Below are 24935 nucleotides of genomic sequence, written 5' to 3'. Positions count from 1 at the left end.
GTACGCGCTGTCCGCTCGCGGGGATGGTGAGGCACCGTGGGCCGGGCCGGTTCACGGGGTGCTCGTCTAGGCTGGCCGGCCGGAGGTGGTGCGGGTGCGACGGACAGCGCCGGTGGCGAACGCGGTGGGGCTGCTGGCCGGGTACGCGCTGGACCGGCTGCTCGGTGACCCGCGCCGGTGGCACCCGGTGGCCGGCTTCGGTCAGGCCGCCGGGGCGCTGGAGCGCCGCCTCTACCGGCCGGACCGGACGGCCGGTACGGCGTTCACCGCGCTGGCCGTGGGTGCTCCCGTGCTGCTCGGGGTCGCCGTCGCCGCCGCTACCCGCAACCGGCCGGTGACCCGTGCGGTGCTCGTGGCCGCGGGCACGTGGAGTGTGCTGGGTGGGCGCACGCTGCGGCACGAAGCCACAGTCATGGGCCGGACGCTGCGGGCCGGTGACCTGCCCGCTGCGCGTCGACGTCTCGGTCACCTCTGCGGGCGCGACCCGTCGGCGCTGGACGAGTCGGAGCTGGCCCGCGCCACCGTCGAGTCGGTCGCCGAGAACACCTCCGACGCGGTCGTCGCCCCGCTGGTCTGGGGTGCGGTCGCCGGCCTACCCGGGCTGCTGGGTTACCGCGCGGCGAACACCCTCGACGCGATGGTCGGGCACCGGTCGGCGCGCTACGTGCGGTTCGGCACCCCGGCCGCGCGGTTGGACGACGCGCTCAACCTGGTGCCGTCCCGGCTGACCGGGCTGCTCACCATCGCCGTCGCGCCTGTCGCGCACGGGGACCGGCAGCAGGCCTGGCGGGTGTGGCGGCGTGACCGCAACGACCACCCGAGCCCCAACGCCGGTCAGTGCGAGGCGGCGATGGCCGGTGCGTTGGGCGTCCGCCTCGGTGGTCGCAACGTCTACTTCGGGCGCTCCGAGGTGCGGCCGTTCCTCGGCGACGGCCCTCGCCCGGAGGCGCGTCACCTGAAGCGCGCCGCCCGGATCTCCGGTGCGGTCGGGCTGGCGGCGCTCGGGCTGGCCGCCGCGTACCCGGTGACCCTCGGCCGTCTGGCCGCGGCGCTGGGCCGGCGCGGGCTCCGGTCCGTGGCCCGGCAGGGGTCCGGTGTCAGGGGCCGGCGCGCGCTGGCCGCGACGGCCGATCGGAGTGGGCTCGGGGTCGGGGCCGGAGGGCGTGGGGCGACTGCCGGTGGGGTCGGGGCCGGAGGGCGTGGGCTGACCGCCGTGGGCTCTCGCGGTGGGCTCGGGGCCGGAAGGCGTGGGCCAATTGGTGACGGCGGGCACGAGCGGCACGCTGGCTGGCTGGCGTGGGGGAGTGGGCGGTGAGCGGCGGCCTACTGGTCGCCGGCACGACGTCCGACGCCGGCAAGAGCGTGCTCACCGCCGGGATCTGCCGGTGGCTGCATCGGCAGGGCGTCAAGGTCGCCCCGTACAAGGCGCAGAACATGTCGAACAACTCGGCCGTGGTCGTCGGGCCGGACGGGCGCGGCGGCGAGATCGGGCGAGCCCAGGCGATGCAGGCCGCCGCCTGCGGGCTCGCACCCGACCTGCGGTTCAACCCGGTGCTGCTCAAGCCCGGCAGTGACCTCGCCAGTCAGGTGGTGCTCCTCGGCGAGGCCGTCGACACCATCACCGCCGGTACGTTCCGGCACCTGCGTCCCCGCCTCGCCGAGACCGCGTACGCGGCGCTGGCCGAGCTGCGGGACACGTACGACGTGGTGATCTGCGAGGGCGCCGGCAGCCCTGCCGAGATCAATCTACGGGCCGGTGACTACGTCAACATGGGGCTGGCACGGCACGCCGACCTGCCCACCATCGTGGTCGGCGACATCGACCGGGGCGGCGTCTTCGCCTCGATGTTCGGCACCCTGGCGCTGCTCGACCCCGCCGACCAGGCGCTGATCGCCGGCTTCGTGATCAACAAGTTCCGTGGTGACCTCGGGCTCCTCCAGCCCGGGCTGGACATGCTGCGGCACGTCACCGGCCGTCCCACGTACGGGGTGGTGCCCTGGGCGCTGGACCTGTGGCTCGACGCGGAGGACTCCCTCGCGTACGGCCGGGTGCTCGGCCGCCCCGCCGCCCCACACGGCACCGAATGGCTGGACGTGGCAGTCGTTCGACTGCCCCGGATCAGCAACGCCACCGACGTGGAGGCGTTGGCCACCGAGCCGGGGGTCCGCGTACGCCTGACGATCGAACCGGCCGAACTGGCCGCCGCCGACCTGGTCGTCCTGCCCGGCTCCAAGTCCACCGTCGCCGACCTCGCCTGGCTCCGCGAGACCGGCCTCGCCGACGCGGTGGCCGCGCATGTGGCAGTCGGCAAGCCGGTGCTCGGCCTCTGCGGCGGCTTCCAGATGCTCGGGCGGGCCATCCACGACCCGGTGGAAAGCCGACGGGGCAGCGTGCCGGGGCTGGGGCTGCTGCCCATCGAGATCACCTTCCATCCCCGCAAGACCGTCCGGCAGTCGGTGGGCACCGCGCACGGCGGCCTCCCGGTGCGCGGCTACGAGATCCACCACGGGTACGTCTCGCAGGCCGACCCCACCCTGACCCCACTGCTGACCGGTGACGACGGTGTGGGCGAAGGTGCCGTGCTCGGCGCGGTACACGGCACGCACTGGCACGGGGCGTTCGAGTCGGACGAATTCCGACGGTGGTTCCTCACCGAGGCGGCCCGACTGGCCGGCCGCACCGGGTTCCGGGTCGCACCGGCCACCAGCTTCGCCGCCGTCCGGGAGCGCTCGCTCGACCTGCTCGGCGACCTGGTCGAGGAACACCTGGACACCGACGCACTGTGGCAACTGATCGAAGTCGGCGCGCCCGCAGGTCTCCCGTTCATCCCACCCGGCCCGCCACCATCCTGATGGCCCTCCATGGCACCCGGCCGCTCACTGTCCCGGCGGCCCGCTGTCGCATCCGGCCTTCCGTCCTCCCGGTGGCCCTTCGTCCACTCAACCCGTCACCTTCCGGCGGGCCCCCGTCTCATGCGGAGTGTGAGGCGGGCAGCGAGGCATGATCGTGCTCGATCCTTGATGTAGTGGCCTCGTCGACGGCGGGAGAGGCCTCATTCCTGGATCGAGCACGATCTTGACCCGGTCACCCGGCGGATGAGCCCTGAGTAGGCGGGTGACGGCGTTCGAATCCCACGGCAGCCGGACAGCGTGGACGCGGCCTGCCCGACCTGTCTGGTTCGTCCCCCGGCGCAACGTCACCCCGTGCCGCGTTCGCCGGGTGCGGCCGAGCGAAGGGGCATGATCCGCACACTTTCCGGGATGTTGCTGCCTCCTCCGGTCGTGAGGCAGCAACATCGGGGAAAGTGCGTGACGGCCCGTGCGCGGCGGCGGCGCGGTGCGCGGTGCGGTGCGGTGGTGCGCGGCGCGGTGCGGTGGTGCGCGGTGCGGTGCGGCGGCGGTGCGGTGCGGCGGCGGTGCGGTGCGGTGCGGCATCGGGGTCTCGCCCACGTGCGCCGATCCACGCCACCCTCGGCGTTGCCGACGCCGCCATGATCCGGCCGGCTGGGCGGGGTGGGTGATCAGGGACGTACGTCGGCGGGGCGGTCGCTTGTCGGTAGCCCGGCGGCCAGCCAGGCGTCGACGCCGCCGATCATGTCGGTGGCCCGGCGCAGCCCGAGGGTCTGCAGACTGGCGGCGGCCAGGCTGGAGCTGTAACCCTGCCGGCACACCAGCACGATCTCCCGGTCGTAGCCGGTGGCTTCCGGGATCCGCCAGGCGCTGGCCGGGTCGAGTCGCCATTCCAGTACGGTCCGGTCGATGACCACCGCTCCTGGCAGCTCGCCCTGTTCACGGCGTTGCAGTTCGGTGCGGGTGTCGACCAGCAGCGCGCCGCCGCGGACCGCCTCGACGGTCTGCTGCGGAGTCAGTCGGTGCAGCCCGGCTCGGGCCTGTTCGAGCAGGGCGTCGATACCGGGGCTCATCACGTCTCGGAGCACCACCCGATGATGCCGATTCGGTAGCAGCCACGGCGGCGAACGGGCCGCCCGTCACCCGTCGCCGCCCCAATTCCCCCGGACGTGACGGTGACCGGCCACGGGTGGTCAGCCGGACGTGTCAGTGCGACCGTGGGGCCTCGAACACCGCATGATCGACTCGGTTTCACGGAAGTCGTGGTGTCCCGGCGACGGGGATACCGCGACGTCGATGATCCCGAGTCGATCACCGCGCGCGACGGCCGTGGCGGCATACTGCGGTGATGCACCACGCGAGGCCGCACTGAACCCGGAGACCGGTCGATCGACCGTGGCAGTCGTCGAGCCGTACGCCGAATTGGCTCGTCGGGTGCTCGCGGGCCCGGCGCGGTTGGGGCGGACCCGGCTGGTCGCTGTCGACGGGCCGAGCGGCGCGGGTAAGAGCCGGTTCGCCGCGCGCCTCGCGGACGCCCTGGCGGCGCTGCCCGGCGGACGACCGCCGGTCGTGCACACCGATGATCTGCTCGACGGGTGGGACGACCAGGTCACCTTCTGGCCACGACTCGACGAGTGGGTGCTGGCTCCGCTGCGGGAGGGGAGGCCGGGGGCGTACCGGCGGTACAGCTGGGTGCGGCAAGGGTTTCTGCCCCGGCCGGTTCCGGTTCCGGTGACGTCGGTGCTGGTGTTGGAGGGGGTCAGCGCCGCGCGGTCGGTGATCGGGCCGGAGCTGACCCTGGCCGTCTTCGTCACCGCGCCCGCGCCGTTGCGGTTGACTCGCGCGGTCGCCCGGGACGGGCCGGAGATCCTGCCCGAGCTGCGTCGCTGGCACGTCGGGGAGCAGGCGCACTTCGCGACCGACGACACGGCGGCTCGGGCGGACCTGCTGGTGGACGGCGCACCCGTGCTGTCGCACGACGCGGACCGGTACTACGTGCGCCTCCGCTGAGCGGGGCATGGACGTCCGGCATCGGCTACGGCACGATGCGAGATGGCCGCCATCGGCCGCGGCACGACGGAAAGGCCCGGCGCGAGAAATCGAAACGTCCGGCAGGAGGGCCAAGGGCACCGCGGAGAAGCCAAGGGCGCGGCGCGAGGACCAAGGGCGCGGCGGGAGGGCCGTAGGCACGGCGGGAAGGCCGGAGGCCCACGGCGCGAAGACCGAGGGCGCGGCGTGAGAAGACCAAGGGAACGGCGATCGGGGGACTCAACATGTCGGCAACGGACACGCCCGCGCGGCGCCGGATCACTCTGACCGGCATCAGCTCGCGAGCCTGGGAACATCCGGCCGACCGGGGCGCCCTGGTCGCGTTACGGGAGCTGCGCGGCTTCGACGACGTGCTGCGGGCGTTCTTCGGCATGTGGAACGAGCGGGGTTTCCGCCTGTCCGTGCTGGCCTCGGGCATCCGGGTCGACCACCGGCAGTACCCGGTGGTGTGGCAGCGCTACACCGAGGCGGCGGCGGCGTTGGACGTGGCCGAACTGCCCGAGCTGTACGTGACCCAGTCGCCCTGGTTGGGTGCCGAGGCGGTCGGCCTGGAGCGGCCGTTCATCGTGCTGAACTCCGCCTGCGTGCAGCAACTCGACGAGGACGAGCTGCGCTGTCTGCTCGGCCACGAGTTGGGGCACGTGGGCAGCGGGCACGCGGTCTACAAGACCATGCTCATGATCCTCACCCGTTGGGCGGCCAACCTGAGCTGGTTGCCGGTCGGCGCGATCGCGTTGCGGGCGATCATCGCGGCGATGCTGGAGTGGTGGCGCAAGGCCGAACTCTCCGCCGACCGGGCCGGTCTGCTCGCCGGGCAGGATCCGGCCGCCGCGCTGCGGCTGCTGATGAAGCTCGCCGGTGGCGGTGACCTGTCCCAGGTCGACACGACCGCGTTCCTGGAGCAGGCGGCCGAGTACGCCGGTGGCGGCGACCTGCGCGACAGCCTGCACAAGATCCGGATGACGGCGTGGAGCACCCACCCGGTGCCGGTGGCCCGGGCGGCGCAGCTTCGGCAGTGGATCGACTCCGGGGCGTACGGGCAGGTGCTGGCCGGGGACTATCCGCGTCGCGACGACGACGGCTCGACCAGGCTCTCCGAGGAGATCAAGGCGGCTGCCGAGTCGTACCGGGAGGAGTTCAGCCGGTCCACCGACCCGCTGGTCGGGTTGCTGCGACGGCTCGGCGACGGTGCCAGCGACGTCGGCGAGTGGGTGGGCGGCACCGCCGGGCGGGCCCGCTCGTGGATGGACGCCGCCACCGAGGCCGCCGGCCGCGCACACCGCGCCGGCCGGGCCGCCCCCGGCACGCGGGCCGGCAGCGGGACGCCGGGCGGCGGTGACGGTACGGGCTCCGGCGGCACACACCGGTAAGGTCGGCATACGATGCCGGTCATGACCTCTCCGATCATGTCCGAGTCCGAGGTGCGGGCCGCCGTCGAGCGGGAGATGCCCGGGGTACGCGCCGACCTGGAACGCCTCGTCCGCATTCCCGGCATCGCCTTCGAGGGTTTCGACCACTCGCACGTGGAACGTTCCGCCGAGGCGGTCGCCGAGTTGCTGCGCGGCTGCGGCCTGGACGTCGAGATCGTGCGTTCCGGCGGCCAGCCCGCCGTGATCGGCCGTCGGGCAGCCCCACCCGGTGCGCCGACCGTCCTGCTCTACGCGCACCACGACGTGCAGCCGGTCGGCGACCGGTCGCTGTGGGAGTCCGACCCGTTCGAGCCGGTGGAGCGCGACGGCCGCCTCTACGCCCGGGGCGCGGCCGATGACAAGGCCGGCATCATGGCGCACGTCGCGGCGCTGCGGGCGTACGGGGACGCACTGCCGGTCGGTGTGGTGCTCTTCATCGAGGGCGAGGAGGAGTACGGCTCCGACTCGCTGGAGCAACTGCTGATCGATCACCGCGACGAGATCGAGTCGGACGTCATCGTGATCGCCGACTCCGGCAACTGGGACATCGGCGTACCGGCGTTGACCACCTCGCTGCGTGGCATCGTCAACTGCTTCGTCGAGGTGCGCACGCTGGACCACGCCGTGCACAGCGGCATGTTCGGCGGTGCCGTGCCGGACGCGCTCACCGCGCTGGTCCGGCTCCTGGCGACCCTGCACGACGACGCCGGTGACGTGGCCGTGGAGGGGCTGGTCGCCCGGGAGGGTGCGACGGTCGACTACCCCGAGGACCGGGTGCGGGCCGAGGCCGGGCTGGCCGACGGCGTGCAGTTCATCGGCACCGGCCGGATCACCGACCGGATCTGGACCAAGCCCGCGCTGGCGGTGCTCGGCATCGACGCGCCGTCCACCGGCGAGGCGCCGAACGCCCTGGTGCCGGCCGCGAAGGCGAAGCTCAGCATCCGGCTGGCCCCGGGTGACGACCCCAAGCGGGCGTACGCGGCGGTGCGCGCGCACCTGGAGAAGCACGCGCCGTGGGGTGCGCAGGTGACGGTCAGCTTCGAGCACGACGGCAACCCGTGTGTGATCGACGCGTCCGGGCCGATGTTCGACGCCGCCCGTTCGGCCTTCCGGACCGCCTGGGACGGCACCGACCCGGTGGACATCGGCATCGGCGGTTCGATCCCCTTCATCGCCACCTTCCAGGAGATGTTCCCGAAGGCGGCCATCCTGGTGACCGGTGTGGAGGACCCGCACGCCCGCGCGCACGGCCCGAACGAGAGTCTGCACCTGGGGGAGTTCGCCCGGGTCTGCCTCGCCGAGGCGCTCCTGCTGGGCAAGGTCGCCGCCGCCGCAGGCGCAGGCAGCTAGCGCTGCATCCCCACCCCACCCCGCCCAAGATCCGCGCAACTTCCGCCCAAGATCCGCGCAACTTGGGCCCCGGGTCCCGCTGACCCATACCGGGCCCAAGATCCGCGCAACTTGCGCCCAAGATCCGCGCAACTTCCCGGATGTTGTTGCCTCCGAGTCGCGGGAGGCACCAACAACAGTGATGTTGCGCGGATCTTGGCGTCGGGGGAGGCGGGGGAAGGCGGGGCGGGGCATGCAGGGCAGGGCAGGGGCAGTTGGGTGCCGACACGGCGACTTTGCGTCTGATCTGGCGCTTTACGGCGTGTCGCAGGGTCGACTGTTATAGCCTTTCGAACATGAGTACGAACGAGGTGATGGCCCGGTTGGGGGCCGCTGTCAGCGCACTGGGGGACGTCGACGTCTCCGCGTGGTCCGAGGACACGCTCAACGAGCAGCTCGGTGAGCTCTCCGCCGCCCTGGTCGCCCTCGACTCGGTGCTCTCCCGCGTCGCCGGCGAGGTCCGCGCCCGGGGGTTGCGCATCGAGGAGCCCGTCTCCGCGTAGAACCTGTTCGTAAGGCCCGGCCGGCCTGCGGCGGGATCGGACGACGACCGGCGGCGTTGCGTCCAGTCCGGATACGACACCGGTATCCGGTCGGGACCGCGCCAGGGCCCGGCCGTCCGGACTCCGCCTCTACTCGACCGCCCTGATGAAACGGGCCCTGATCGTCGTCCGCGTGGCGGGCGGCACCCTGCCGACACCGCCCGGGCACGGCAATGCCCGGGCGGTGTCGGAGGTGACTGGCAGGATGAGTTGCGTGCGGTTCCTCGATCTGGCTGCCACCTCAGCCGCCGTCGCCGCCACCAGCGGCCGGCGGGCCAAGGTGGAGCTGCTCGCTGATGCGCTGCGCCGGCTCGACCCGGGCGAGGTCGAGCCCGGTGCCGGCTATCTCGCCGGTGAGCTGCGCCAACGGCAGACCGGGGTGGGCTACGCGAGCCTGCGTGACCTGCCGACGCCGGCCGCCGAGCCGACATTGACAGTGGCCGGCGTGGACGCGGCCATCGAGCAGATCTCCGCCGTGCGGGGCGCCGGTTCACAGGCCCGACGGCGGGCGCTGCTGGGAGCCCTCTACGCGGCGGCGACAGCCGACGAGCAGCGACTGCTCACCGGCCTGTTCAGCGGTGAGCTGCGCCAGGGCGCCCAGGCTGGGTTGCTCGCCGACGCGGTGGCGCGGGCCGCCGAGGTGCCGGTGGCGACCGTCCGTCGGGCCCTGCTGCTCGCCGGAGACCTGCGGGCCGTGGCGGTGGCCGCGCTGACCGGTGGAGCCGCCGAGTTGGCCGGGTTCGGCCTTCAGGTCGGCCGACCGCTGGCACCGATGCTCGCGCAGAGCGCCTCCTCGGTCGACGAGGCGCTCGCCGCGACCGGCACGCCGGCGGTGGTCGACGTGAAGCTCGACGGCATCCGCATCCAGGTGCACCGCTCCGGCGCCGACATCGCCGTGTTCACCCGCAGCCTCGACGAGATCACCGCCCGGGTGCCGGAGGTGGTCGCCGCGGTCCGTGCCCTGCCGGGCCGGGAGTTGGTGCTCGACGGCGAGGCGATCGGTCTGGACGAGACGGGCCGACCACTGCCGTTCCAGCAGACCTCCAGCCGGGCCGCCCGACGCACCACCCCCAGCACCACCGGGCGCACACCCGTCGCCCCGGCGGTGCTCGCGGCGGCTGCCAGCACCGGCGCGACGGTGCTCACCCCGTACTTCTTCGACCTGCTGCACCTCGACGGCCAGGATCTGATCGACCTGCCCGGTCGGGAGCGGTGGGCTTTCCTCGCGGGCGCGGTGGACTCGTCACTGCTGGTCGGTCGGATGGAGGTCGACGGTCCTGAGCAGGCCGCCGCCGCGTTCGCCGCCGCACTCGACGCCGGGCAGGAGGGCGTGGTGGTCAAAGCACCGGACGCCCCGTACGACGCCGGGCGGCGTGGTGCCGCCTGGGTCAAGGTCAAACCCCGGCACACCCTCGACCTGGTGGTGCTCGCCGTCGAGTGGGGCAGCGGCCGGCGTAAGGGTTGGCTGTCCAACCTGCACCTGGGCGCACGCGACCCGCACAGCGGCGGCTTCGTCATGCTCGGCAAGACGTTCAAGGGCCTCACCGACGAGGTGCTGCGCTGGCAGACCGAGCGCTTCCTCGGCCTCGCTGTGGAGCGCGGCGACTGGGTCGTCCGGGTCCGACCCGAACAGGTCGTGGAGATCGCCTTCGACGGGGTGCAGACGAGCAGCCGCTACCCCGGTGGCATGGCCCTGCGCTTCGCCCGGGTGGTGCGTTACCGCGACGACAAGTCCGCCGCCGAGGCGGACACCATCGACGCGGTACGGGCCATCCACACCGGCCGTCCCACCGCTTGACCAGCGTTCCCGGCCCTGCTCATCCGACCGAGAGCGACCTCGCGTAGTTCACCTGGTTGTTCAGGTGCTGCACCTGGATCTGGTCGCTGACCGGGATGCGCGCCACGTACTGCTGCGCGCCGTTGGTGACCGTCACCTGCACCGTGCCGTGGTGCCGGGTCTCCTTCACCAACAGGAAGAGGAGGCTGAAGAAGGCCAGGCAGAAGAAGCCGACGATGGCGCAGACCAGTGCCCAGGTCGCCACCTTCTCCCCGCGCTGCCAGTAGTCGGCGACGTGCCAGGTGGCGCCGGCCAGCGGCAGCACCCCGGCCGGGGTACGGATGATCGGTGGACTCACCGCGATCTCGGCGATCTGCACCGCCACCACCTCCGGCCCGCCTGGGTAGCCGGCGACTGCCGGGTTCACGGCCGGCGGGGTCGGTGGGTACGGCCCGGTCGCCGACCACGCCCCGGCCGGGTGCGCGGGTGGCCCGGAGAGGGGCGCGGGTGGCCCGGAGAAGGGTGCGGGTGGCCCGGAGAGGGGCGCGGGTGGCCCGGAGAAGGGTGCGGGTGGCCCGGACAGGGGCGCGGGCGGCCCGGAGAACGGCGCGGGTGGCCCGGAGAGGGGCGCGGGTGGTCCGGAGAACTGCGCGGGCGGCGGTGCGGCGGGGAACGGCTTGGTGGGCGGTGGGGTGGCGAACGGTGCCGTCGGCGGCTCGGCGGCCCACGGGTCGGTCGGCGGCTGCGTCTGGTGACCTGGAACCGGTTCGGGCAGCGGTGCCGTGGGATCCACGCTCATCGGGACCTCCAACGTGAGGTGAGCACCCGGCGGAGACTACCGGCTGCCGTGGTGTCCCGGGTGCCCCGGAGTGTCCGGTCGGGACGTCGGCGCGGACCCGCTCAGACGGACGCGCTGGGCGCGGGTTCGGCAGCCCGGTCCAGCGGGGCCTCGGGAGCGCCCAGGCCGGCGGCTCGGCGGGCCTCGCGACGGGCCACCCAGCCGTAGCCGAACAGGGCCATCACCGCGAACAGCCACCACTGCACGACGTAACCGAAGTTCTGCCAGTTGTTAGCGTGCCCGACCGGCACCGCCTTGAACACCGGGTCGGCCGCCGGGGTCTGCTCGTCCAACAGCAGGTACGCGCCGTAGACCGGGTAGGGCAGCTCGTCGGCCAGCCGGGACACCCCGATCCGGCGGATCTCCAGCCGCCCGTCACGCCGTTCGGCGGCGCGGGCACCGCTCTCCGTCTCGTGCAACCGGCCGACCACCGTCACGTCGCCGGTCGGCACGGCCGGAACCTGCGGTTGGGCGGTCGCCGCCCCACCCGGTGCCGGGGGGATCCAGCCCTGGTCCACCAGCAGCGCCGTGCCGTCGGCGAGCACCAGCGGGGTGAGCACCTCGAAGCCGACCCGGCTGTCCACCGTCCGGCCACGGACCAGCACCGTGTTCGTCGGGTCGTACCGGCCGGTGACGGTGACCCGGGTCCAGACCTTCTCCTTGGCGGGGGCCGGGCCGACCGTCCCCGCGCCGCCGCTGGGGGCGGTCAGCGCGTCGGCCAGCGGCACCGGTGCCATCCGCCGGCCCGCGTCGATCCGCTCGTTGACCTCGGTACGCCCCCGGTAGCGGTCCAGCTGCCAGTTGCCGAGGAACACCATGACGGCGGCCGCGACCAGGGTCAGCGCGAGAGCGCCCAGCCAGCGTGGGCTCAGCAGGAACCGGTACACGGCACCGAGGCTACCCGTATGACCGGCGCCACTGACCTGGACCGGGTCGGCCTGACGCCGAGGTCGGGCCGGGGGCCCGGTTGGCGGTGCTCGCGTCTGCGGGCGGGCGGGTATCGTCACGCCGACGGATCGGCCCCGGTCGTCCCGTCGCGTACCCGCCGCCGCTCGCGAGGAGTCGATGATGACCGTCGTGCCGCGCCTGGTGCTCAGCGCGCCGTCCTCCGGGCACGGTAAGAACGCGCTGGCGATCGGGCTGCTCGCCGCCCTGGCCGAGCGGGGGGTCGGCGTCGCCGGGTTCAAGCTCGGGCCGGACCACGTCGACGCCGCGTACCTCGGCCTCGCCGCCGGTCGCCCGGGTCGCGTGATCGATCCCCGGCTGGTCGGGATGGACCGGCTCGCCCCGCTGGTGGGGCACGGTGCCGCCGGTGCCGGGCTCGCCGTGGTGCAGGGCAGCATGGGCCTGTACGACGCGGTCGGCGGTCGCCCCGAGCAGGAGTCCACGGCCGCTGCCGCCGCCGCGCTGCGCAGCCCGGTGGTGCTCGTCGTCGACGTGGCCGCGATGGGTCAGTCGGTGGCGGCCCTGGTGCACGGTTTCCGCTCGTACGACGAGCAGTTGTGGCTCGGTGGGGTGATCCTGAACCGGGTGGCGTCGTCGCGGCACGAGGCGATGCTGCGCGAGGCGCTGGACGACGTGGGTGTGCCGGTCTACGGGGCGTTGCGCCGCCAGGACCTGCCGGCGGTGTTGCCGTCGCGTCGGCACGGTGTGGCACCGGTGGTCGACGGGTCCGCCGACGCCGTCCGGGCGGTGCGCCGGCTGGGTGAGGCCGTCGCCGCCACGGTCGACCTGGAACGACTGCTCGCGCTGGCCCGCTCCGCCCCGCCACTGCCCGCTCCGGCCTGGTCTCCCGAGGAGGCCCTCGGCGTGTTCACCGCCCCGACGGACCGCCCGCTGGTGGCACTGGCCGGTGGACCGGGCGGCAGCTTCGGCCACCCGGAGACCGCCGAGCTGCTGCGGGCCGCCGGTGCCGAGATCGTCACCGTCGATCCGCTGCGCGACGAGGCGCTGCCGGTCGGCACCCGCGCGCTCGTCGTCGGCGGCGCGCTTCCCGAGGCGTACGCCGAGCAGTTGTCGGCCAACCGGCGGCTCTGCATCGCGGTGGCCGAGCTGGCGCGGACCGGGCGTCCGGTGATCGCCGAGGGCGCCGGGCTGCTCTGGCTGGCCCGGGAGCTGGACGGGTTGCCGATGTGCGGTGTCCTGGACGCGGTGGGCGTCAGCCGGGACGGCCTGGTGGCCGGCTACCGGGAGGCCACCGCGCAGACCGACAGTGTGGTCGCCGCCCAGGGCACGGTGCTGGTCGGTCACAAGTCGCACCGGGCGGTCCTCACCCCCCGCGCTGGTCAGCGTCCGGCGTGGAGTTGGGACGGCGGCACGCCGGAGGGGTTCGTCTGGCGCAACGTGCACGCCTCACAGCTCACCCTGCACTGGGCCGGTCACCCGGCGACGGCGGCCCGGTTGGTGGCCGCCGCGGCGGCCGAGCCGACGGCCGAGGCGGTGCCCGCGCAGCCCGGTGGGGTGCCGGTGTGATCGGTCAGGTGGCGGTACGCCGCTTCCCGGCGTTGACCGTCTCCACCCCGCGCACCGAGGTGCGTGGGCTCACCGCGGCGGACGCGGAGGCGGCCGGGGAGATCTTCGCCGACAAGCTGACCCGGCGTTGGCTGCCACTGCCCGACGACTCGGGCCCCATCGACGGGCACGCCTGGTGCACGGAGTTGGCCCGGCAGCGGCGGGACAGCGGCGAGGGCGACCACTACGCGGTGCTGCGCCGCGAGGACGACCAGGTGGTGGGCTCGCTCTGGACGCGGCGTACCGACTGGGGTGCCCGTCTCACCGAGATCTCCTACGCGATGGCACCGCACGCGCGAGGGTTCGGTCTCGCCGCTGAGGCCGTCGACGCGGTGGCCATCGCGCTGATCCTGGAGCACGGATTCCAGCGGGTCGAGCTGCGGGTGGCGCCCGGCAACCTGGCCTCACGTCGGGTCGCCGAGAAGGCCGGGTTCAGCTACGAGGGCCTGTTGCGTAACGCCGGGCTGGTCAGCGGCAGCCGCGTGGACCTCGAACTCTGGTCGTTCGTCGCCGCCGACCTGCGCTGACCCGCCGCCCGACCTGCGCTGACCCGACCCCGACCTGCGCTGACCTGCCCGGACCCTCGCGGGCTCAGCCGACTATCGCGTCCGATGGTGGGGTGAACTGGCGGGTCGGTGTGCCCTTCAAACCGTCGCGCAGGGTCTCGGCGACCGCCGCGATGGGGATCTGGGACTGCCCGTCACCGACCGCGTTGAACGGATTGTCCGGGTCGGAGATGAAGCTCGCCGCCGCCAACTCCGGGGTGTACCCGACGAACCAGGCGGACCGGGTGCTGTCGGTGGTACCGGTCTTGCCGGCGACCGGGCGTCCGACGGTGCCCCGCACGCTGTCGGCGGTGGACCAGCCGCCGCAGCTTCCGCGCGCCGGGGTGTCCCCGGTGGGGCAGCGGGCCGCGTCGGTGGCCGCCCGGGCGGCGTCCGCGCTGACCACCTGCCGGCACCGTGGCTTGGCCACCTCACGGTGGATGCCGCCCGGGGTGGCGTACGTGGCCGGTGTGCCGTCCCGGTTCATGATCGCCTGCACCGGGATGGCCTCGCAGTAGCGGCCGTCGGCGGCGATGGCGGCGTAGGCGTTCGCCATCTCCAGCGGTGTGGCGTCGGAGACGCCCAGGGTGAACGCACCCCACTTCTTCGCCTTGTCCGGGGACGCGTGGTCCCGGTCGACGTCGGTACGCCAGCGCAGCCCGAGCTGCTCGGCCAACCGGACCGCCCGGTCCGCGCCGACCTTCTCCTCCAGCCACACGAAGTACGTGTTGACCGACTTGCCGAAGCCGGACCACATGGTCTGCTGGCCGCTCATCGCGCCGCTGGCGTTCGAGGGCGACCACCCGTCGTAGACCTCGGAGCGGTAGCGGTGCGGGGCGTTGAACGTGGTCGACAGCGGCATCCCCGCGTCGAGCGCGGCGAGCATCGGGAACATCTTGAACGTCGAGCCTGCCTGGTAGCCCGCCAGGTCACCGCCGCCGAGCAGCGGGGCCACCGTGTTCGGGTAGTTGGCCTTCACCTTCGGCCCGGCCTCGGGGTTGGAGCTGGGTGGGTTCTCGGCCAGGTCCAGCGAGTACGTCCGGTTCACCGCCATCGCCTTGACCCGTCCGGTGCCCGGTTCGGAGACCACGATCCCGTTGGCGAACGGGCTGCCGGTGGCCTCCTTGGCGCCGACGTTCTTCTCCGCCGCCGCCTGGATCTTCGGGTCGAGGCTGAGCACGATCCGGTAGCCGCCCCGACGCAGCTTGTCCATCCGTTCCAGCCGGTTCGCCCCGAACGCGGGCTGCGCGCTCCACCAGTTCTTCAGGTAGTCGCAGGCGAAGCCCCAGCTGTTGTACTTCTCCGACACGGCGGCGCAGTCGTGCGGCGGGGTCGTCAGCTTCAGCCGGATCGGCTCGGACTTGGCGGCGGCGGCCGAGTCGGGGGAGAGGTACCCGAGTTGGCTCATCCGGTCCAGCACGTAGTTGCGTCGCCCGGTGGCCTCCTTCTGGTCGGAGTCGGCCGGGTCGTACTCGGACGGGGACTTGACCAGGCCGGCGAGGGTGGCGGCCTCGACCGGGGTGAGGTTCTTGGGGGTCTTGGAGAAGAAGATCTCGCTGGCCGCGTAGATGCCGTAGGCCCGGTGCCCGAAGTACGCCGAGTTCAGGTAGCGCTCCAGGATCTCGTCCTTGCTCATCTCCTTCTCCAGGTCCAGCGCCATCCGCATCTCCTTGACCTTGCGCAGGCTGGTCTGCTGGGTGGCCTCCTGGACCTCCTTGGGGGTGGTCGCGCTGTCGCGCAGGGCCATCCGGACGTACTGCATGGTCAGGGTGGACGCGCCCTGGGAGACCCCGCTGGACCGGGCGTTCGCCACGAAGGCCCGGGCCACCCCCTTCGGGTCGACGCCGTGGTGCTGGTAGAAGCGGTTGTCCTCGGCGGCGACGATCGCCTGGAGGATGTTCGGCGACATGTCCGACAGCTTGGTGTACTGCCGGTACTCCTCGTAGAACATGGTCAGCACCGTCTTGCCGTCCGGGGCGTAGACGTACGAGGTCTCGGCGGGCAGGGCGGTGGTGAGGATCTTGGTCTTCTGCTCCACGGCGTGCGCGGTGGCCTTCGCGCCGAGCCCGGTGAGGGCGACCAGTGGGTACGCGACGGCGGCGATCACGATTCCGGCGATCAGCCCGGCGCGCAGGAGAGGGACGAGTCGACCAGCGGCGGTAAGGGGTCGGTTACTCACATGGCCAAGTTATGACATTTCCGATTCGTACCTGAGAAGAACTCATAAACCGACGAGTGGTGACGTGGCTTACGCCGAGATCGTCTGTCCCACCGGCCGCCTTCCCGGCAGGATCGCGGACATGCCCGAGCCGATCGCCGCACCCGAGCCCGACCTGACGCACCACGGTGACGTCGAGGTCGGCGACGGCCTGATCGACCTCGCCGTGAACGTCCGCCAGGCGGATCCGCCCTCCTGGTTGGCCGACCCGATCGCCGCCACCCTGGCCGACCTGGCCCACTACCCGGACCCGGCACCGGCCCGCGCGGCGGTCGCCGCCCGACACCGCCGTCACCCGAACGAGGTGCTGCTCACCGCCGGTGCCGCCGAGGGCTTCGTGCTGATCGCGCAGGCGCTCCGCGGCGTACGCCGCCCGGTGGTGGTGCACCCCCAGTTCACCGAGCCGGAGGCGGCACTACGGGCCGCCGGGCACGCGGTCGAGCGCGTCCTGCTGGACCCCACCGACGACTTCCGGCTCGACCCGTCCCGGGTGCCCGCCGACGCCGACCTCGTGATGATCGGCAACCCGACGAACCCGACCTCGGTGCTGCACCCCGCACGAACCCTCGCCGCGCTGGCCCGCCCCGGCCGGGTGCTGGTGGTCGACGAGGCGTTCGCCGACACCACGACCGCCCCCGGACACCCCGGCGAACCGGAGTCGTTGGCCGAGCGGCGCGACCTGCCGGGGCTGCTGGTCCTGCGCAGCCTCACCAAGACGTGGGGCCTGGCCGGTCTCCGGATCGGCTACCTGCTCGGCGCTCCGGAGCTGCTGACCCGACTGGCCGCCGTACAGCCGCTCTGGGCCGTCTCCACACCGGCGTTGGCCGCCGCGTCGGCCTGCGCCACCACCGTCGCGGTCCAGGCCGAACGCGCGATCGCCGCCGACCTCGCCGCCGACCGCGACCACCTGGTCGCCCGCCTGCAAGACCTGCCCGGTGTACGCGTCGTCGGCCGCCCCGCCAGCGCGTTCGTCCTGCTGCACCTGCCCGGCGCGAGCGCGGTCCGCGCCGCCCTGCGCGAGCGCGGCTGGGCGGTCCGCCGAGGCGACACGTTCCCCGGCCTCGGGCCGGACTGGCTGCGGGTGGCGGTACGCGACCGAGAGACCACCGACGCTTTCATCGAGGTGCTGCGCGAGACCATGGAGGCATGATGTTGGAGACCACGATCGCGGCGATCCGCCCGGCCGACGAGGCGGCCATGGCCGCAGCCCGTGAACTGCACGGTCGACTGACCAAACCGGCGGGCTCGCTGGGCGCGTTGGAGGACCTCTCGGTACGCCTCGCCGGCCTGGCCGGGGCCTGCCCACCGCCGCTGCCCGAGCCGGCCGCGGTGGCGATCTTCGCCGGTGACCACGGCGTGCACGCCCAGGGGGTCAGCCCGTGGCCGCAGGAGGTCACCGCGCAGATGATCGGCAACTTCCTGGCGGGCGGGGCGGTCGTCAACGCGTTCGCCCGGCAGGCCGGCGCGTCGGTCACCGTCGTCGACGTCGGGGTGGCCACCCCGCTGCCCACCGGACCGGTGCCCGATCCGGCCGTGCTGGACGCCGCTGGGCCGGCGCCGGCCGTGCTGGACCCGGCGGTGCCCCGGCTGGTCGTCGCGTCCGTCCGCCGGGGCACCCGCGACCTCGCGGTGACCGCCGCGCTGACCCGGGACGAGGCGCTGGCGGCGGTGCAGACCGGCATCCGGATCGCGGACGAGTTGATCGACGCCGGGGCCCGCATCCTGCTCACCGGGGACATGGGCATCGGCAACACCACCCCGGCCGCCGCCCTGATCGCCGCGTTCACCGGTGCCGACGCACTCGACGCCACCGGTCGCGGCACCGGGGTCGACGACCCGACGTACGCCCACAAGGTGGCGGTGGTGCGCGCGGCGCTGGCCCGACACGCACCCGACCCGGGCGATCCGCTCGGTGTCCTGGCCGCCGTCGGTGGTCTGGAGCACGCCGCCCTGGCCGGGTTGATCCTGGGCGCGGCGGCCCGCCGTACGCCGGTGCTGCTGGACGGCGTGATCGCGGTGTCCGCGGCGCTGGCCGCCGCCGCGTTCGCCCCGGACGCGGTCGGTGCCATGGTCGCCGGTCACCGGTCGGCCGAGCCGGGCGCGACGGTCGCACTGCGGCACCTGGGCCTCGACCCGCTCGTCGACCTGGGGCTGCGCCTCGGCGAGGGCACCGGTGCGCTGCTGGCGTTGCCGGTGGTCACCGGCGCCGTCCGGGTGCTGCACGAGGTCGCCACCTTCGACTCCGCCGGGGTGGCCGAGAAGTGACCACGCGCAGCGAGCACGCCCTCCGGCTCGGTGGTGCGGCGTGACGTCCAACCCGTACCCCCTCGGTTTGCGGCTGCACGGGCGGCGGGTGGTCGTGGTGGGTGGTGGCGCGGTCGCCACCCGGCGCGTACCCGCGCTGCTGGACGCCGGTGCGGACGTCCTGCTGGTGGCCCCGGAGCTGACCCCGGCGCTGCGCGCCCGCGCCGACGCGGGTCGGCTGCACTGGGTGCCGCGCCGGTTCGCGCCGGAGGACCTGGATGGCGCCTGGTTGGTCCAGGTCGCCATCGACGACCCGATCGCGGCGGCCTCGGTGAGCGCCCTCGCCGCCGAGCGACGGATCTTCTGCGTCCGGGCCGACGACCGGTCGGCCGCCACCGCCTGGACCCCGGCGGTGACCCGCCACGGCCCGGTCACGGTGGCGGTGCTCGGCGGGGGCGACCCCCGACGGGCGATGACCGTCCGGGACGCGATCCGCGAACTGCTGGCGGTCCGCCTGTCGCCCGCCGCTGCTACCCCGACGCCCGACCGGTCCGCCACCTCGACGCCTGACGGGCCCGGCGCCGTCCTGACGCCTGACTGGCCCGGTGCCGCCGCCCTGAACCCCGACGGGGTCGGCGCCGCGGCGACCGGCGGTGGGCGGATCGGGCGGGTGGCGCTGGTCGGGTCGGGGCCGGGTGATCCGGAGTTGATCACCGTGCGGGGCTGGCGGCTGCTCACCGAGGCCGACGTGGTGGTCGCCGACCGCCTGGTGCCCGGGTTGCTGCTGGACGAGCTGCGCCCCGACGTCGAGCTGGTGGACGCCTCGAAGATCCCCTATGGGCCGTCCCGGGCCCAGGAGGAGATCAACCAGATCCTGGTCGACCGCGCCCTGGCGGGCGCCTTCGTGGTGCGGCTCAAGGGCGGGGACCCGTACGTCTTCGGTCGCGGCGGTGAGGAGTTGCTGGCCTGCGCGGCGGCCGGTGTGCCGGTGACCGTGGTCCCCGGTGTGACCAGCTCGATCGCCGCACCCGCCGCGGCCGGGATCCCGGTCACGCATCGGGGGGTGGCGCACGAGTTCACTGTGGTCTCCGGGCACCTGGCACCCGACGCGCCCGCCTCGTTGGTGCGCTGGGACGCTCTCGCCGGCCTGAGGGGCACGTTGGTGATCCTGATGGGGTTGAAGAACCTCGCCGCCATCAGCCGGACCCTGATCGCCCACGGCCGGCCGCCGCAGACGCCGGCCGCCGTGGTCCAGGAGGCCACGACGGGTGCCCAGCGGGTGCTGCGGTCCACCCTCGACGCGGTGGCCGCCGATGTGCTCGCCGCCGACCTGCGCCCGCCCGCTGTCGTCGTGGTGGGCGACGTGGTGCACGCCCTCGACGGCTGATCTGCCCGCCGCGCGGCATGATCCACTCCAGGTCGGCGATAGTGGGGTGTCCGACCGGCGGGATAGCCCCGAATCGCCGATCTGGTGTGGATCACGCGGACATGACGGAGGGGCCGGAGCGCTCGCGCTCCAGCCCCTCCGTCACGTCGACTACTGCTTGAGCATGTTGTCCAGCAGCAGGGCGCAGCGGATCAGCCCGAGGTGGCTGTACGCCTGCGGGTGGTTGCCCAGGCCGCGCTCGGCGAGCGGGTCGTACTGCTCGGGGAGCAGGCCGGTCGGACCGGCGGTGAGCACCATCTGCGCGAACAGCTCCTCGGCGTCGGTGCGGCGACCGGTGCGCAGGTACGCCTCGATCAGCCACGCCGTGCAGATGTGGAAGCCGCCCTCCCGGCCGGGCAGGCCGTCGTCCCAGTGGTAGCGGTAGACGACCGGGCCGCTGCGCAGGTCGGCCTCGATCCGCAGGACCGTGGACAGGAAGCGCGGGTCGTCACCCGGGAGCAGGCCGGAGAGCCCGATCCAGAGCGACGAGGCGTCCATGTCCTCGTCCCCGTACGCGACGCTGTACGCCTCGACGTCGGAGTGCCAGCCGTGCTCCAGCACGTTGGCGCCGATGCGGTCGCGCAGGTCCTTCCACTCGGGTCGGTCCTCGCCGCCGTGCTCGCGCATCACGTGCAGCGCGCGGTCGACCGTCATCCAGCACATCACCTTGGAGAAGACGTGGTGCCGGGGTGGCAGCCGGGCCTCCCAGATGCCGTGGTCGGGCTCGTGCCAGCGGCGGCGGACCGCCTCGACCATGTTCTCCAGGACCCGCCACTCGTCGTCGCGGACCGAGCCGCGGGCGTCGGCGACGGCCGCGATGAGGTCGGCGATCGGGCCGAAGACGTCCAGTTGGAGCTGGTGGTTGGCGAGGTTGCCGACCCGGACCGGCCGGGACCCGGCGTACCCGGGCAGCGTGTCGATGACCGCCTCGGCGCCCAGCTCGTACCCGTCGATGGTGTAGAGCGGGTGCAGCCGTTCCGGGTGGCCGCCGGTGCGCTCGATGCAGCCGTCCACCCAGCGCAGGAACGCCTCGGCCTCCTCGATGGAGCCCAGGTCGACGAGCGAACGGGCGGTCAGCGCGGCGTCGCGCAGCCAGCAGTAGCGGTAGTCCCAGTTGCGGACGCCACCCAGCTCCTCCGGGAGCGAGGTGGTCGCCGCGGCCAGGATCGAGCCGGTGGCCTCGTGGCAGAGCCCGCGCAGGGTGAGGGCGCTGCGCGCGACCAGGTCGCGGGAGGTGGACGGCAGCCGCAGCGAGGCCACCCAGTCCTTCCACGGTTGCTCGGCGGCGGCCTGCCGCTCGTGGATCGGCACCCGGTGGTGTTCCAGGCTGTGCGTGCCGAAGCGCAGCTCCAGCACCACCTGCCCACCGGCTGCGGAGAGGTCGACGACCGCCTTGGCGGATTCGTACCCACCGTCGTTGCGGACCTCCCACTCCAGGCCCGGAGCGTAGAGCGCGACCGGCTCGTTGGAGCCGAGCACCAGCAGACCGTCGCCGATCGGCTGCAACTGCACGGCGACCTGACCGAATTCGGGCCGGGGCGCGAACTCGACACGTGCCTTGCCGCTGCCGGTGAGCACCCGGACCAGGGTCGAGTCGCCGGTGATGACCGCCGGGCTGTCGTCCGGAGTGGTCTCCCGGGCCGGCTTGTCCAACCAGTCGGTGACGGTGAGCCCGGACCACCGGGTCTCCACCGTCATCGTGCCGGAGCGGTAGCGCTGGCCCAGCGGGATGCCGCCGCGTTCCGGGGTGATGCTGAAGTGACCGGCCGGGCTGCCACCGACCAGGTCGGCGAAGATCGCCGCCGAGTCCGGCTTGGGGTGGCAGAGCCAGCTGACCTTCGCCTCGGGGGTGAGCAGCGCGACGGTACGACCGTTGGACAGCATGGAGTGCCGTTCGATCGGCACCGCCCGCTCCCCGAACAGCCAGTGCCGTCGGGTCTCCAGCAGCAACGCCAACGCGCGCGCGGCCTCCAGCGGATCGGCGACCCGGTAGCCGGCCTGGGTGTCCCCGGGGCCGATCTTGATGCCGAGGTCGGGGCCGTGCAGGTGGCCGAACGCGTTCTCGTCGGTGATGTCGTCGCCGATGAAGAGCACCGCGCTGGCGGCGAGCTGGGTGCGTAGCTGGTCGACGGCGGTGCCCTTGTGGGTGGCCACGACGGAGAGTTCGATGACCTCCTTGCCCTGGGTCACCGTGACACCGTCGAAGGTGGCCGGGCCGTTGCGGACGGCCTCGATGGCGGCGGCGGCCACCTCCGGGTCGACCCCGCGGGTGTGCATCGCGACGCTCGCCGGCTTGCGTTCCAGCCGGATGCCCGGGTGCTCGGCGGCGATGTCGCGCAGCGCGTTGCGCACCTGGGTGCGCACCGCGACCAGCTCGGGGGAGAGCCGTTCGACGAAGCCGATGTCGAACTCGGAGCCGTGGCTGCCGACGAGGTGCACCTCGCTGGGCAGCCGGGAGAGCGCGGCCAGGTCGCGTAGCGCCCGGCCGGAGACCACCGCCACGGTGGTCTGCGGTAGCGCGGCGAGCGCGCGGACGGCGGCCACCGCCTCGGGCAGCGGGACGGCCGTGCTCGGGTCCTCCACGATCGGCGCGAGTGTGCCGTCGTAGTCGCAGGCGACCAGGAGTTGGGGGACCCGGGCGATCCGGCCGATGGCGGCGCGCAGCTCGGGGTCCATCACCCCGGTGGCGGTGGCCGCCCCATCGTTGACGGACGTGTTCACTCGGCCTCCGCCTCCGGAACTCCGAGTTCGGAGAGGAAGGACTTGGCCCAGTGGCCCACGTCGTGGGTACGCAGGTGACGTTGCATTGTCCGCATCCGGCGGCGTGCCTCGGTTTTCTCCACGTGCACTGCCCGGAGCAGGGCGTCTTTGACCGCGTCCGGGTCGTGCGGGTTGCACAAAAATGCCTGGCGAAGCTCGGTGGCGGCACCGGCGAACTCACTGAGCACGAGTGCGCCACCCTGGTCGGCACGTGATGCTACGTATTCCTTCGCCACGAGGTTCATCCCGTCTCGCAGCGGGGTCACCATCATGACGTCGGCGGCAACGTACATCGCGGCCAGTTCACTGCGACTGTACGACTGATGCAGATAATGCACCGCTGGCACGCCGACCCTGCCGAATTCGCCATTAATCCGACCGACCTCGCGCTCCACCTTGACGCGAAGTGCCTGGTAGTGCTCCACGCGCTCCCGGCTGGGGGTGGCCACCTGCACCATGACCGCGTCGGGGACTGTCAACTTTCCGTCAGCCAACAGCTCACGGAAGGCCTTGAGCCGCAACTCGATGCCCTTGGTGTAATCCAGCCGGTCCACGCCGAGGATGATCGTCTTCGGGTCGCCCAGCTCGGCGCGGATCTGCTTGGCCCGCGCCTGGATGGCCGGGTCGGCGGCCATCCGCTCCATCTCCTGGGTGTCGATCGAGATGGGGAAGGCGCCCGCCTTCACCTGCCGACCGTCGACCTGGATCATCTGCCCCTCGTAGCGCAGACCGAGCAGATGCCGAGCCAGCCGGACGAAGTTCTGCGCGGCCAACCGCTGCTGGAAGCCGACCAGGTCGGCGCCGAGCAGACCGCGCAGGATCTCGGTGCGGAACGGCATCTGCATGAACAGCTCGATCGGCGGGAACGGGATGTGCAGGAAGAACCCGATCCGCAGGTCCGGACGCAGCTCACGCAGCATCGCCGGGACCAGTTGCAGCTGGTAGTCCTGCACCCAGACCGTGGCGCCCTCGGCCGCGACGTCCGCCGCGGCCTCCGCGAACCGGGCGTTGACCAGGCGGTACGCCTCCCGCCAGCGCCGCTTGTAGGCCGGTGTCTCCACCGCGTCGTGGTAGAGCGGCCAGATCGTCGCGTTGGACTGGCCCTCGTAGTAGCGCTCCAGCTCCTCCGCACTGAGCGGGACCGGGTGCAGCCGGATCCCCTCCAGGTCGAACGGCTCGGGGGCGGGGCCGGTGCCGCCGGCCCAGCCGACCCAGGTGCCCTGGTGCTCGGCGAGTACGGGATGCAGGGCGGTGACCAGCCCACCAGGGCTACGCCGCCACTGCCGTCCCTCGGGTGTGCTCACCTCGTCGACAGGCAGACGGTTCGCCACTACGACAAAGGAGCTACGGACGGTCACGATCGGCCACCTCCAGGTACTGACGGGTCCACCGCGATGAGCGTACTGAGCGTAGCTGCGGCGTCTGGTGCCTAGTGCCGGAGTCTCCTACCCGCCTCGGTCCGACCGAACCCAGAAGGTGATCTTCTCGACAGCCGTGCTGGTCAGAGGTCGATGATCGGCCATTCCTTGGGCAGTACCTCGCCCAGCAGCTCCCGCCGATCCGTCATGATCGGTACGAGGGGGTGGGCTGCGGCGTCCATGGCGAGCTGGGCCAGGTCCATCCGACCCTCCATGCGGCGTGACCAGCCCCCAAGGTAGCCGCACATGTTCGCCTCGACGGAGGTGACCTGCACGTTCGGCAGTGCGACGAGCAGTTCGAGCATCTCCCACTGAGCGGGTGCGACGTGCTCGTGTGCGTGCGCGAGACACAAGGCGGGCACGAGCACCTCTTGGCTGTAGTCGGCGGTCTCGGCGATTCTCTTGCCGACATTCCTGGTGCCGGAGGCGAAGGACAGCAGGGCGGCAGTGTCCAGCGCCAGACCGAAGGGGATCACCCGAGCACCCTGGCGCGGGTGACGCGCCCTCCTGCGCGTGCCGCCAGCACCTCGGCCTGGAGTCGGGCGGCCTGCTCACGCAGCTCCGGGGTGATCCGGGCCCTGAGTTGCTCCATCTCCGCGTGGGCCTCAGCGATGTCCTCATCGGTGATCACGAAGCCCGCGCTGGCAAGCATCTCCCGTGTCTTCTCGCCCGCCATCTGGCGCCGCACCGCCCGCGCCACGAATGCGGAGACGTTCGGCTCCAGCGACAGGCGGTCGGCGACGTCGTCCGGCAGGCTGACAGCGATTTTCTTGGTCATACGAAAACGCTATCGAGTTATACCGCCTCCGGCAACGCGGCTCGCCGGCGTACTCCTGGGGCGGGGTGATGTGGGCGAAGCGCGCCGTACCTGTCAGGATTGACGATGGCGTGCGCGCGGCCGGCCCTCCGGCCGGCGGCGGCGGGCGGTCCTCGCAGCCCGCGCCGCGCCGCCGGTCAGG

The 24935-nt window shown here is 73.0% G+C and carries 19 protein-coding genes and 1 pseudogene; 12 read left to right on the top strand and 8 right to left on the bottom strand.

The features are described from left to right. Positions 1–94: 94 nt before the first annotated feature. Both O7616_RS30140 and O7616_RS30135 read left to right on the top strand, forming a co-directional pair. Positions 95–1069: pseudogene (locus tag O7616_RS30140) on the top strand (cobalamin biosynthesis protein); the annotation flags it as partial. A 242-nt stretch (positions 1070–1311) separates the two neighbouring features. Continuing rightward, a complete protein-coding gene (locus O7616_RS30135; protein ID WP_282305006.1) occupies positions 1312–2853 on the top strand; it encodes a cobyric acid synthase in 1542 nt (513 codons plus the stop codon). A 668-nt stretch (positions 2854–3521) separates the two neighbouring features. Here O7616_RS30135 and O7616_RS30130 read toward each other — a convergent pair. Then, on the bottom strand, positions 3522–3923 hold the full coding sequence (locus O7616_RS30130) for a rhodanese-like domain-containing protein (protein ID WP_282264783.1): 402 nt from the start codon (positions 3921–3923) through the stop codon (positions 3522–3524). A 295-nt stretch (positions 3924–4218) separates the two neighbouring features. On the opposite strand from O7616_RS30130, the gene O7616_RS30125 reads away from it, so the two are divergent. From O7616_RS30125 to O7616_RS30105, 5 genes are all read left to right on the top strand, one after another. Continuing rightward, entirely contained in the window at positions 4219–4860 is a 642-nt protein-coding gene (locus tag O7616_RS30125) for a hypothetical protein (RefSeq protein WP_282307780.1), read from the top strand. 263 nt (positions 4861–5123) lie between these two features. Continuing rightward, positions 5124–6269, top strand: a complete 1146-nt coding sequence (locus tag O7616_RS30120) for a M48 family metallopeptidase (protein WP_282305005.1) — start codon at positions 5124–5126, stop codon at positions 6267–6269. Positions 6270–6305: 36 nt separating this feature from the next. Next, a complete protein-coding gene (locus O7616_RS30115; protein ID WP_282307779.1) occupies positions 6306–7658 on the top strand; it encodes a dipeptidase in 1353 nt (450 codons plus the stop codon). Between the two features lie 335 nt (positions 7659–7993). After that, positions 7994–8200 (top strand): hypothetical protein, encoded by a 207-nt coding sequence (locus O7616_RS30110; protein WP_030333429.1) that lies wholly within the window; start codon positions 7994–7996, stop codon positions 8198–8200. A 244-nt stretch (positions 8201–8444) separates the two neighbouring features. Beyond that, a complete protein-coding gene (locus O7616_RS30105) occupies positions 8445–10037 on the top strand; it encodes an ATP-dependent DNA ligase (RefSeq protein WP_282307778.1) in 1593 nt (530 codons plus the stop codon). 19 nt (positions 10038–10056) lie between these two features. Here O7616_RS30105 and O7616_RS30100 read toward each other — a convergent pair whose 3' ends face one another. Beyond that, positions 10057–10815, bottom strand: coding sequence for a hypothetical protein (locus O7616_RS30100; protein ID WP_282305004.1), 759 nt, complete (start codon positions 10813–10815; stop codon positions 10057–10059). Positions 10816–10916: 101 nt separating this feature from the next. Then, a complete protein-coding gene (locus O7616_RS30095; protein WP_282305003.1) occupies positions 10917–11741 on the bottom strand; it encodes an SURF1 family protein in 825 nt (274 codons plus the stop codon). 181 nt (positions 11742–11922) lie between these two features. Between O7616_RS30095 and O7616_RS30090 the strand changes: the two genes are divergently transcribed. Together O7616_RS30090 and O7616_RS30085 are read left to right on the top strand one after the other, a co-directional pair. Further along, entirely contained in the window at positions 11923–13326 is a 1404-nt protein-coding gene (locus tag O7616_RS30090) for a cobyrinate a,c-diamide synthase (protein ID WP_282305002.1), read from the top strand. After that, on the top strand, positions 13323–13892 hold the full coding sequence (locus tag O7616_RS30085) for a GNAT family protein (RefSeq protein WP_282305001.1): 570 nt from the start codon (positions 13323–13325) through the stop codon (positions 13890–13892). The genes O7616_RS30090 and O7616_RS30085 overlap by 4 nt, the downstream gene beginning before the upstream one ends. 64 nt (positions 13893–13956) lie before the next feature. Here O7616_RS30085 and O7616_RS30080 read toward each other — a convergent pair whose 3' ends face one another. After that, on the bottom strand, positions 13957–16089 hold the full coding sequence (locus O7616_RS30080) for a transglycosylase domain-containing protein (RefSeq protein WP_282305000.1): 2133 nt from the start codon (positions 16087–16089) through the stop codon (positions 13957–13959). Between the two features lie 121 nt (positions 16090–16210). Here O7616_RS30080 and cobC point away from each other — a divergent pair, with 121 nt between their 5' ends. Genes cobC through cobA form a run of 3 tightly spaced genes read left to right on the top strand, consistent with a single transcriptional unit; the run spans position 16211 to position 19759 of the window. Then, the gene (gene cobC, locus O7616_RS30075; protein ID WP_282304999.1) at positions 16211–17278 is read left to right on the top strand and encodes an Rv2231c family pyridoxal phosphate-dependent protein CobC; all 1068 of its coding nucleotides are present in this window, start codon (positions 16211–16213) and stop codon (positions 17276–17278) included. Further along, positions 17278–18393, top strand: coding sequence for a nicotinate-nucleotide--dimethylbenzimidazole phosphoribosyltransferase (gene cobT, locus O7616_RS30070; RefSeq protein ID WP_282307777.1), 1116 nt, complete (start codon positions 17278–17280; stop codon positions 18391–18393). Before cobC ends, cobT begins: the two co-directional genes overlap by 1 nt. 40 nt (positions 18394–18433) lie before the next feature. Next, entirely contained in the window at positions 18434–19759 is a 1326-nt protein-coding gene (gene cobA, locus O7616_RS30065; protein ID WP_282304998.1) for a uroporphyrinogen-III C-methyltransferase, read from the top strand. Positions 19760–19909: 150 nt separating this feature from the next. On the opposite strand, the gene otsB is transcribed toward cobA, so the two are convergent. The 4 genes from otsB to O7616_RS30045 all read right to left on the bottom strand — a co-directional run bounded on the left by otsB (position 19910) and on the right by O7616_RS30045 (position 24754). Then, on the bottom strand, positions 19910–22474 hold the full coding sequence (gene otsB / locus O7616_RS30060; RefSeq protein WP_282307776.1) for a trehalose-phosphatase: 2565 nt from the start codon (positions 22472–22474) through the stop codon (positions 19910–19912). A gap of 41 nt (positions 22475–22515) precedes the next feature. Beyond that, a complete protein-coding gene (locus O7616_RS30055) occupies positions 22516–23916 on the bottom strand; it encodes a trehalose-6-phosphate synthase (protein ID WP_278141292.1) in 1401 nt (466 codons plus the stop codon). A 143-nt stretch (positions 23917–24059) separates the two neighbouring features. Continuing rightward, positions 24060–24452, bottom strand: coding sequence for a hypothetical protein (locus tag O7616_RS30050; RefSeq protein ID WP_282304996.1), 393 nt, complete (start codon positions 24450–24452; stop codon positions 24060–24062). After that, on the bottom strand, positions 24449–24754 hold the full coding sequence (locus O7616_RS30045) for a hypothetical protein (protein ID WP_282257038.1): 306 nt from the start codon (positions 24752–24754) through the stop codon (positions 24449–24451). The genes O7616_RS30050 and O7616_RS30045 overlap by 4 nt, the downstream gene beginning before the upstream one ends. Positions 24755–24935 lie beyond the last annotated feature (181 nt).

Origin of the sequence: Micromonospora sp. WMMD964, assembly GCF_029581455.1 — a bacterium.
Lineage (GTDB): Bacteria > Actinomycetota > Actinomycetes > Mycobacteriales > Micromonosporaceae > Micromonospora.
This window is presented reverse-complemented; position numbering and strand designations above follow the sequence as displayed.

Coding starts and splice junctions, on each gene's coding strand:
- O7616_RS30130 (WP_282264783.1), bottom strand. CDS start 3,923: ATGAGCCCCGGTATCGACGCCCTGCTCGAACAGGCCCGAGCCGGGCTG.
- O7616_RS30120 (WP_282305005.1), top strand. CDS start 5,124: ATGTCGGCAACGGACACGCCCGCGCGGCGCCGGATCACTCTGACCGGC.
- O7616_RS30115 (WP_282307779.1), top strand. CDS start 6,306: ATGTCCGAGTCCGAGGTGCGGGCCGCCGTCGAGCGGGAGATGCCCGGG.
- O7616_RS30110 (WP_030333429.1), top strand. CDS start 7,994: ATGAGTACGAACGAGGTGATGGCCCGGTTGGGGGCCGCTGTCAGCGCA.
- O7616_RS30105 (WP_282307778.1), top strand. CDS start 8,445: ATGAGTTGCGTGCGGTTCCTCGATCTGGCTGCCACCTCAGCCGCCGTC.
- O7616_RS30100 (WP_282305004.1), bottom strand. CDS start 10,815: ATGAGCGTGGATCCCACGGCACCGCTGCCCGAACCGGTTCCAGGTCAC.
- O7616_RS30090 (WP_282305002.1), top strand. CDS start 11,923: ATGACCGTCGTGCCGCGCCTGGTGCTCAGCGCGCCGTCCTCCGGGCAC.
- cobC (WP_282304999.1), top strand. CDS start 16,211: ATGCCCGAGCCGATCGCCGCACCCGAGCCCGACCTGACGCACCACGGT.
- cobT (WP_282307777.1), top strand. CDS start 17,278: ATGTTGGAGACCACGATCGCGGCGATCCGCCCGGCCGACGAGGCGGCC.
- otsB (WP_282307776.1), bottom strand. CDS start 22,474: ATGGACCCCGAGCTGCGCGCCGCCATCGGCCGGATCGCCCGGGTCCCC.
- O7616_RS30045 (WP_282257038.1), bottom strand. CDS start 24,754: ATGACCAAGAAAATCGCTGTCAGCCTGCCGGACGACGTCGCCGACCGC.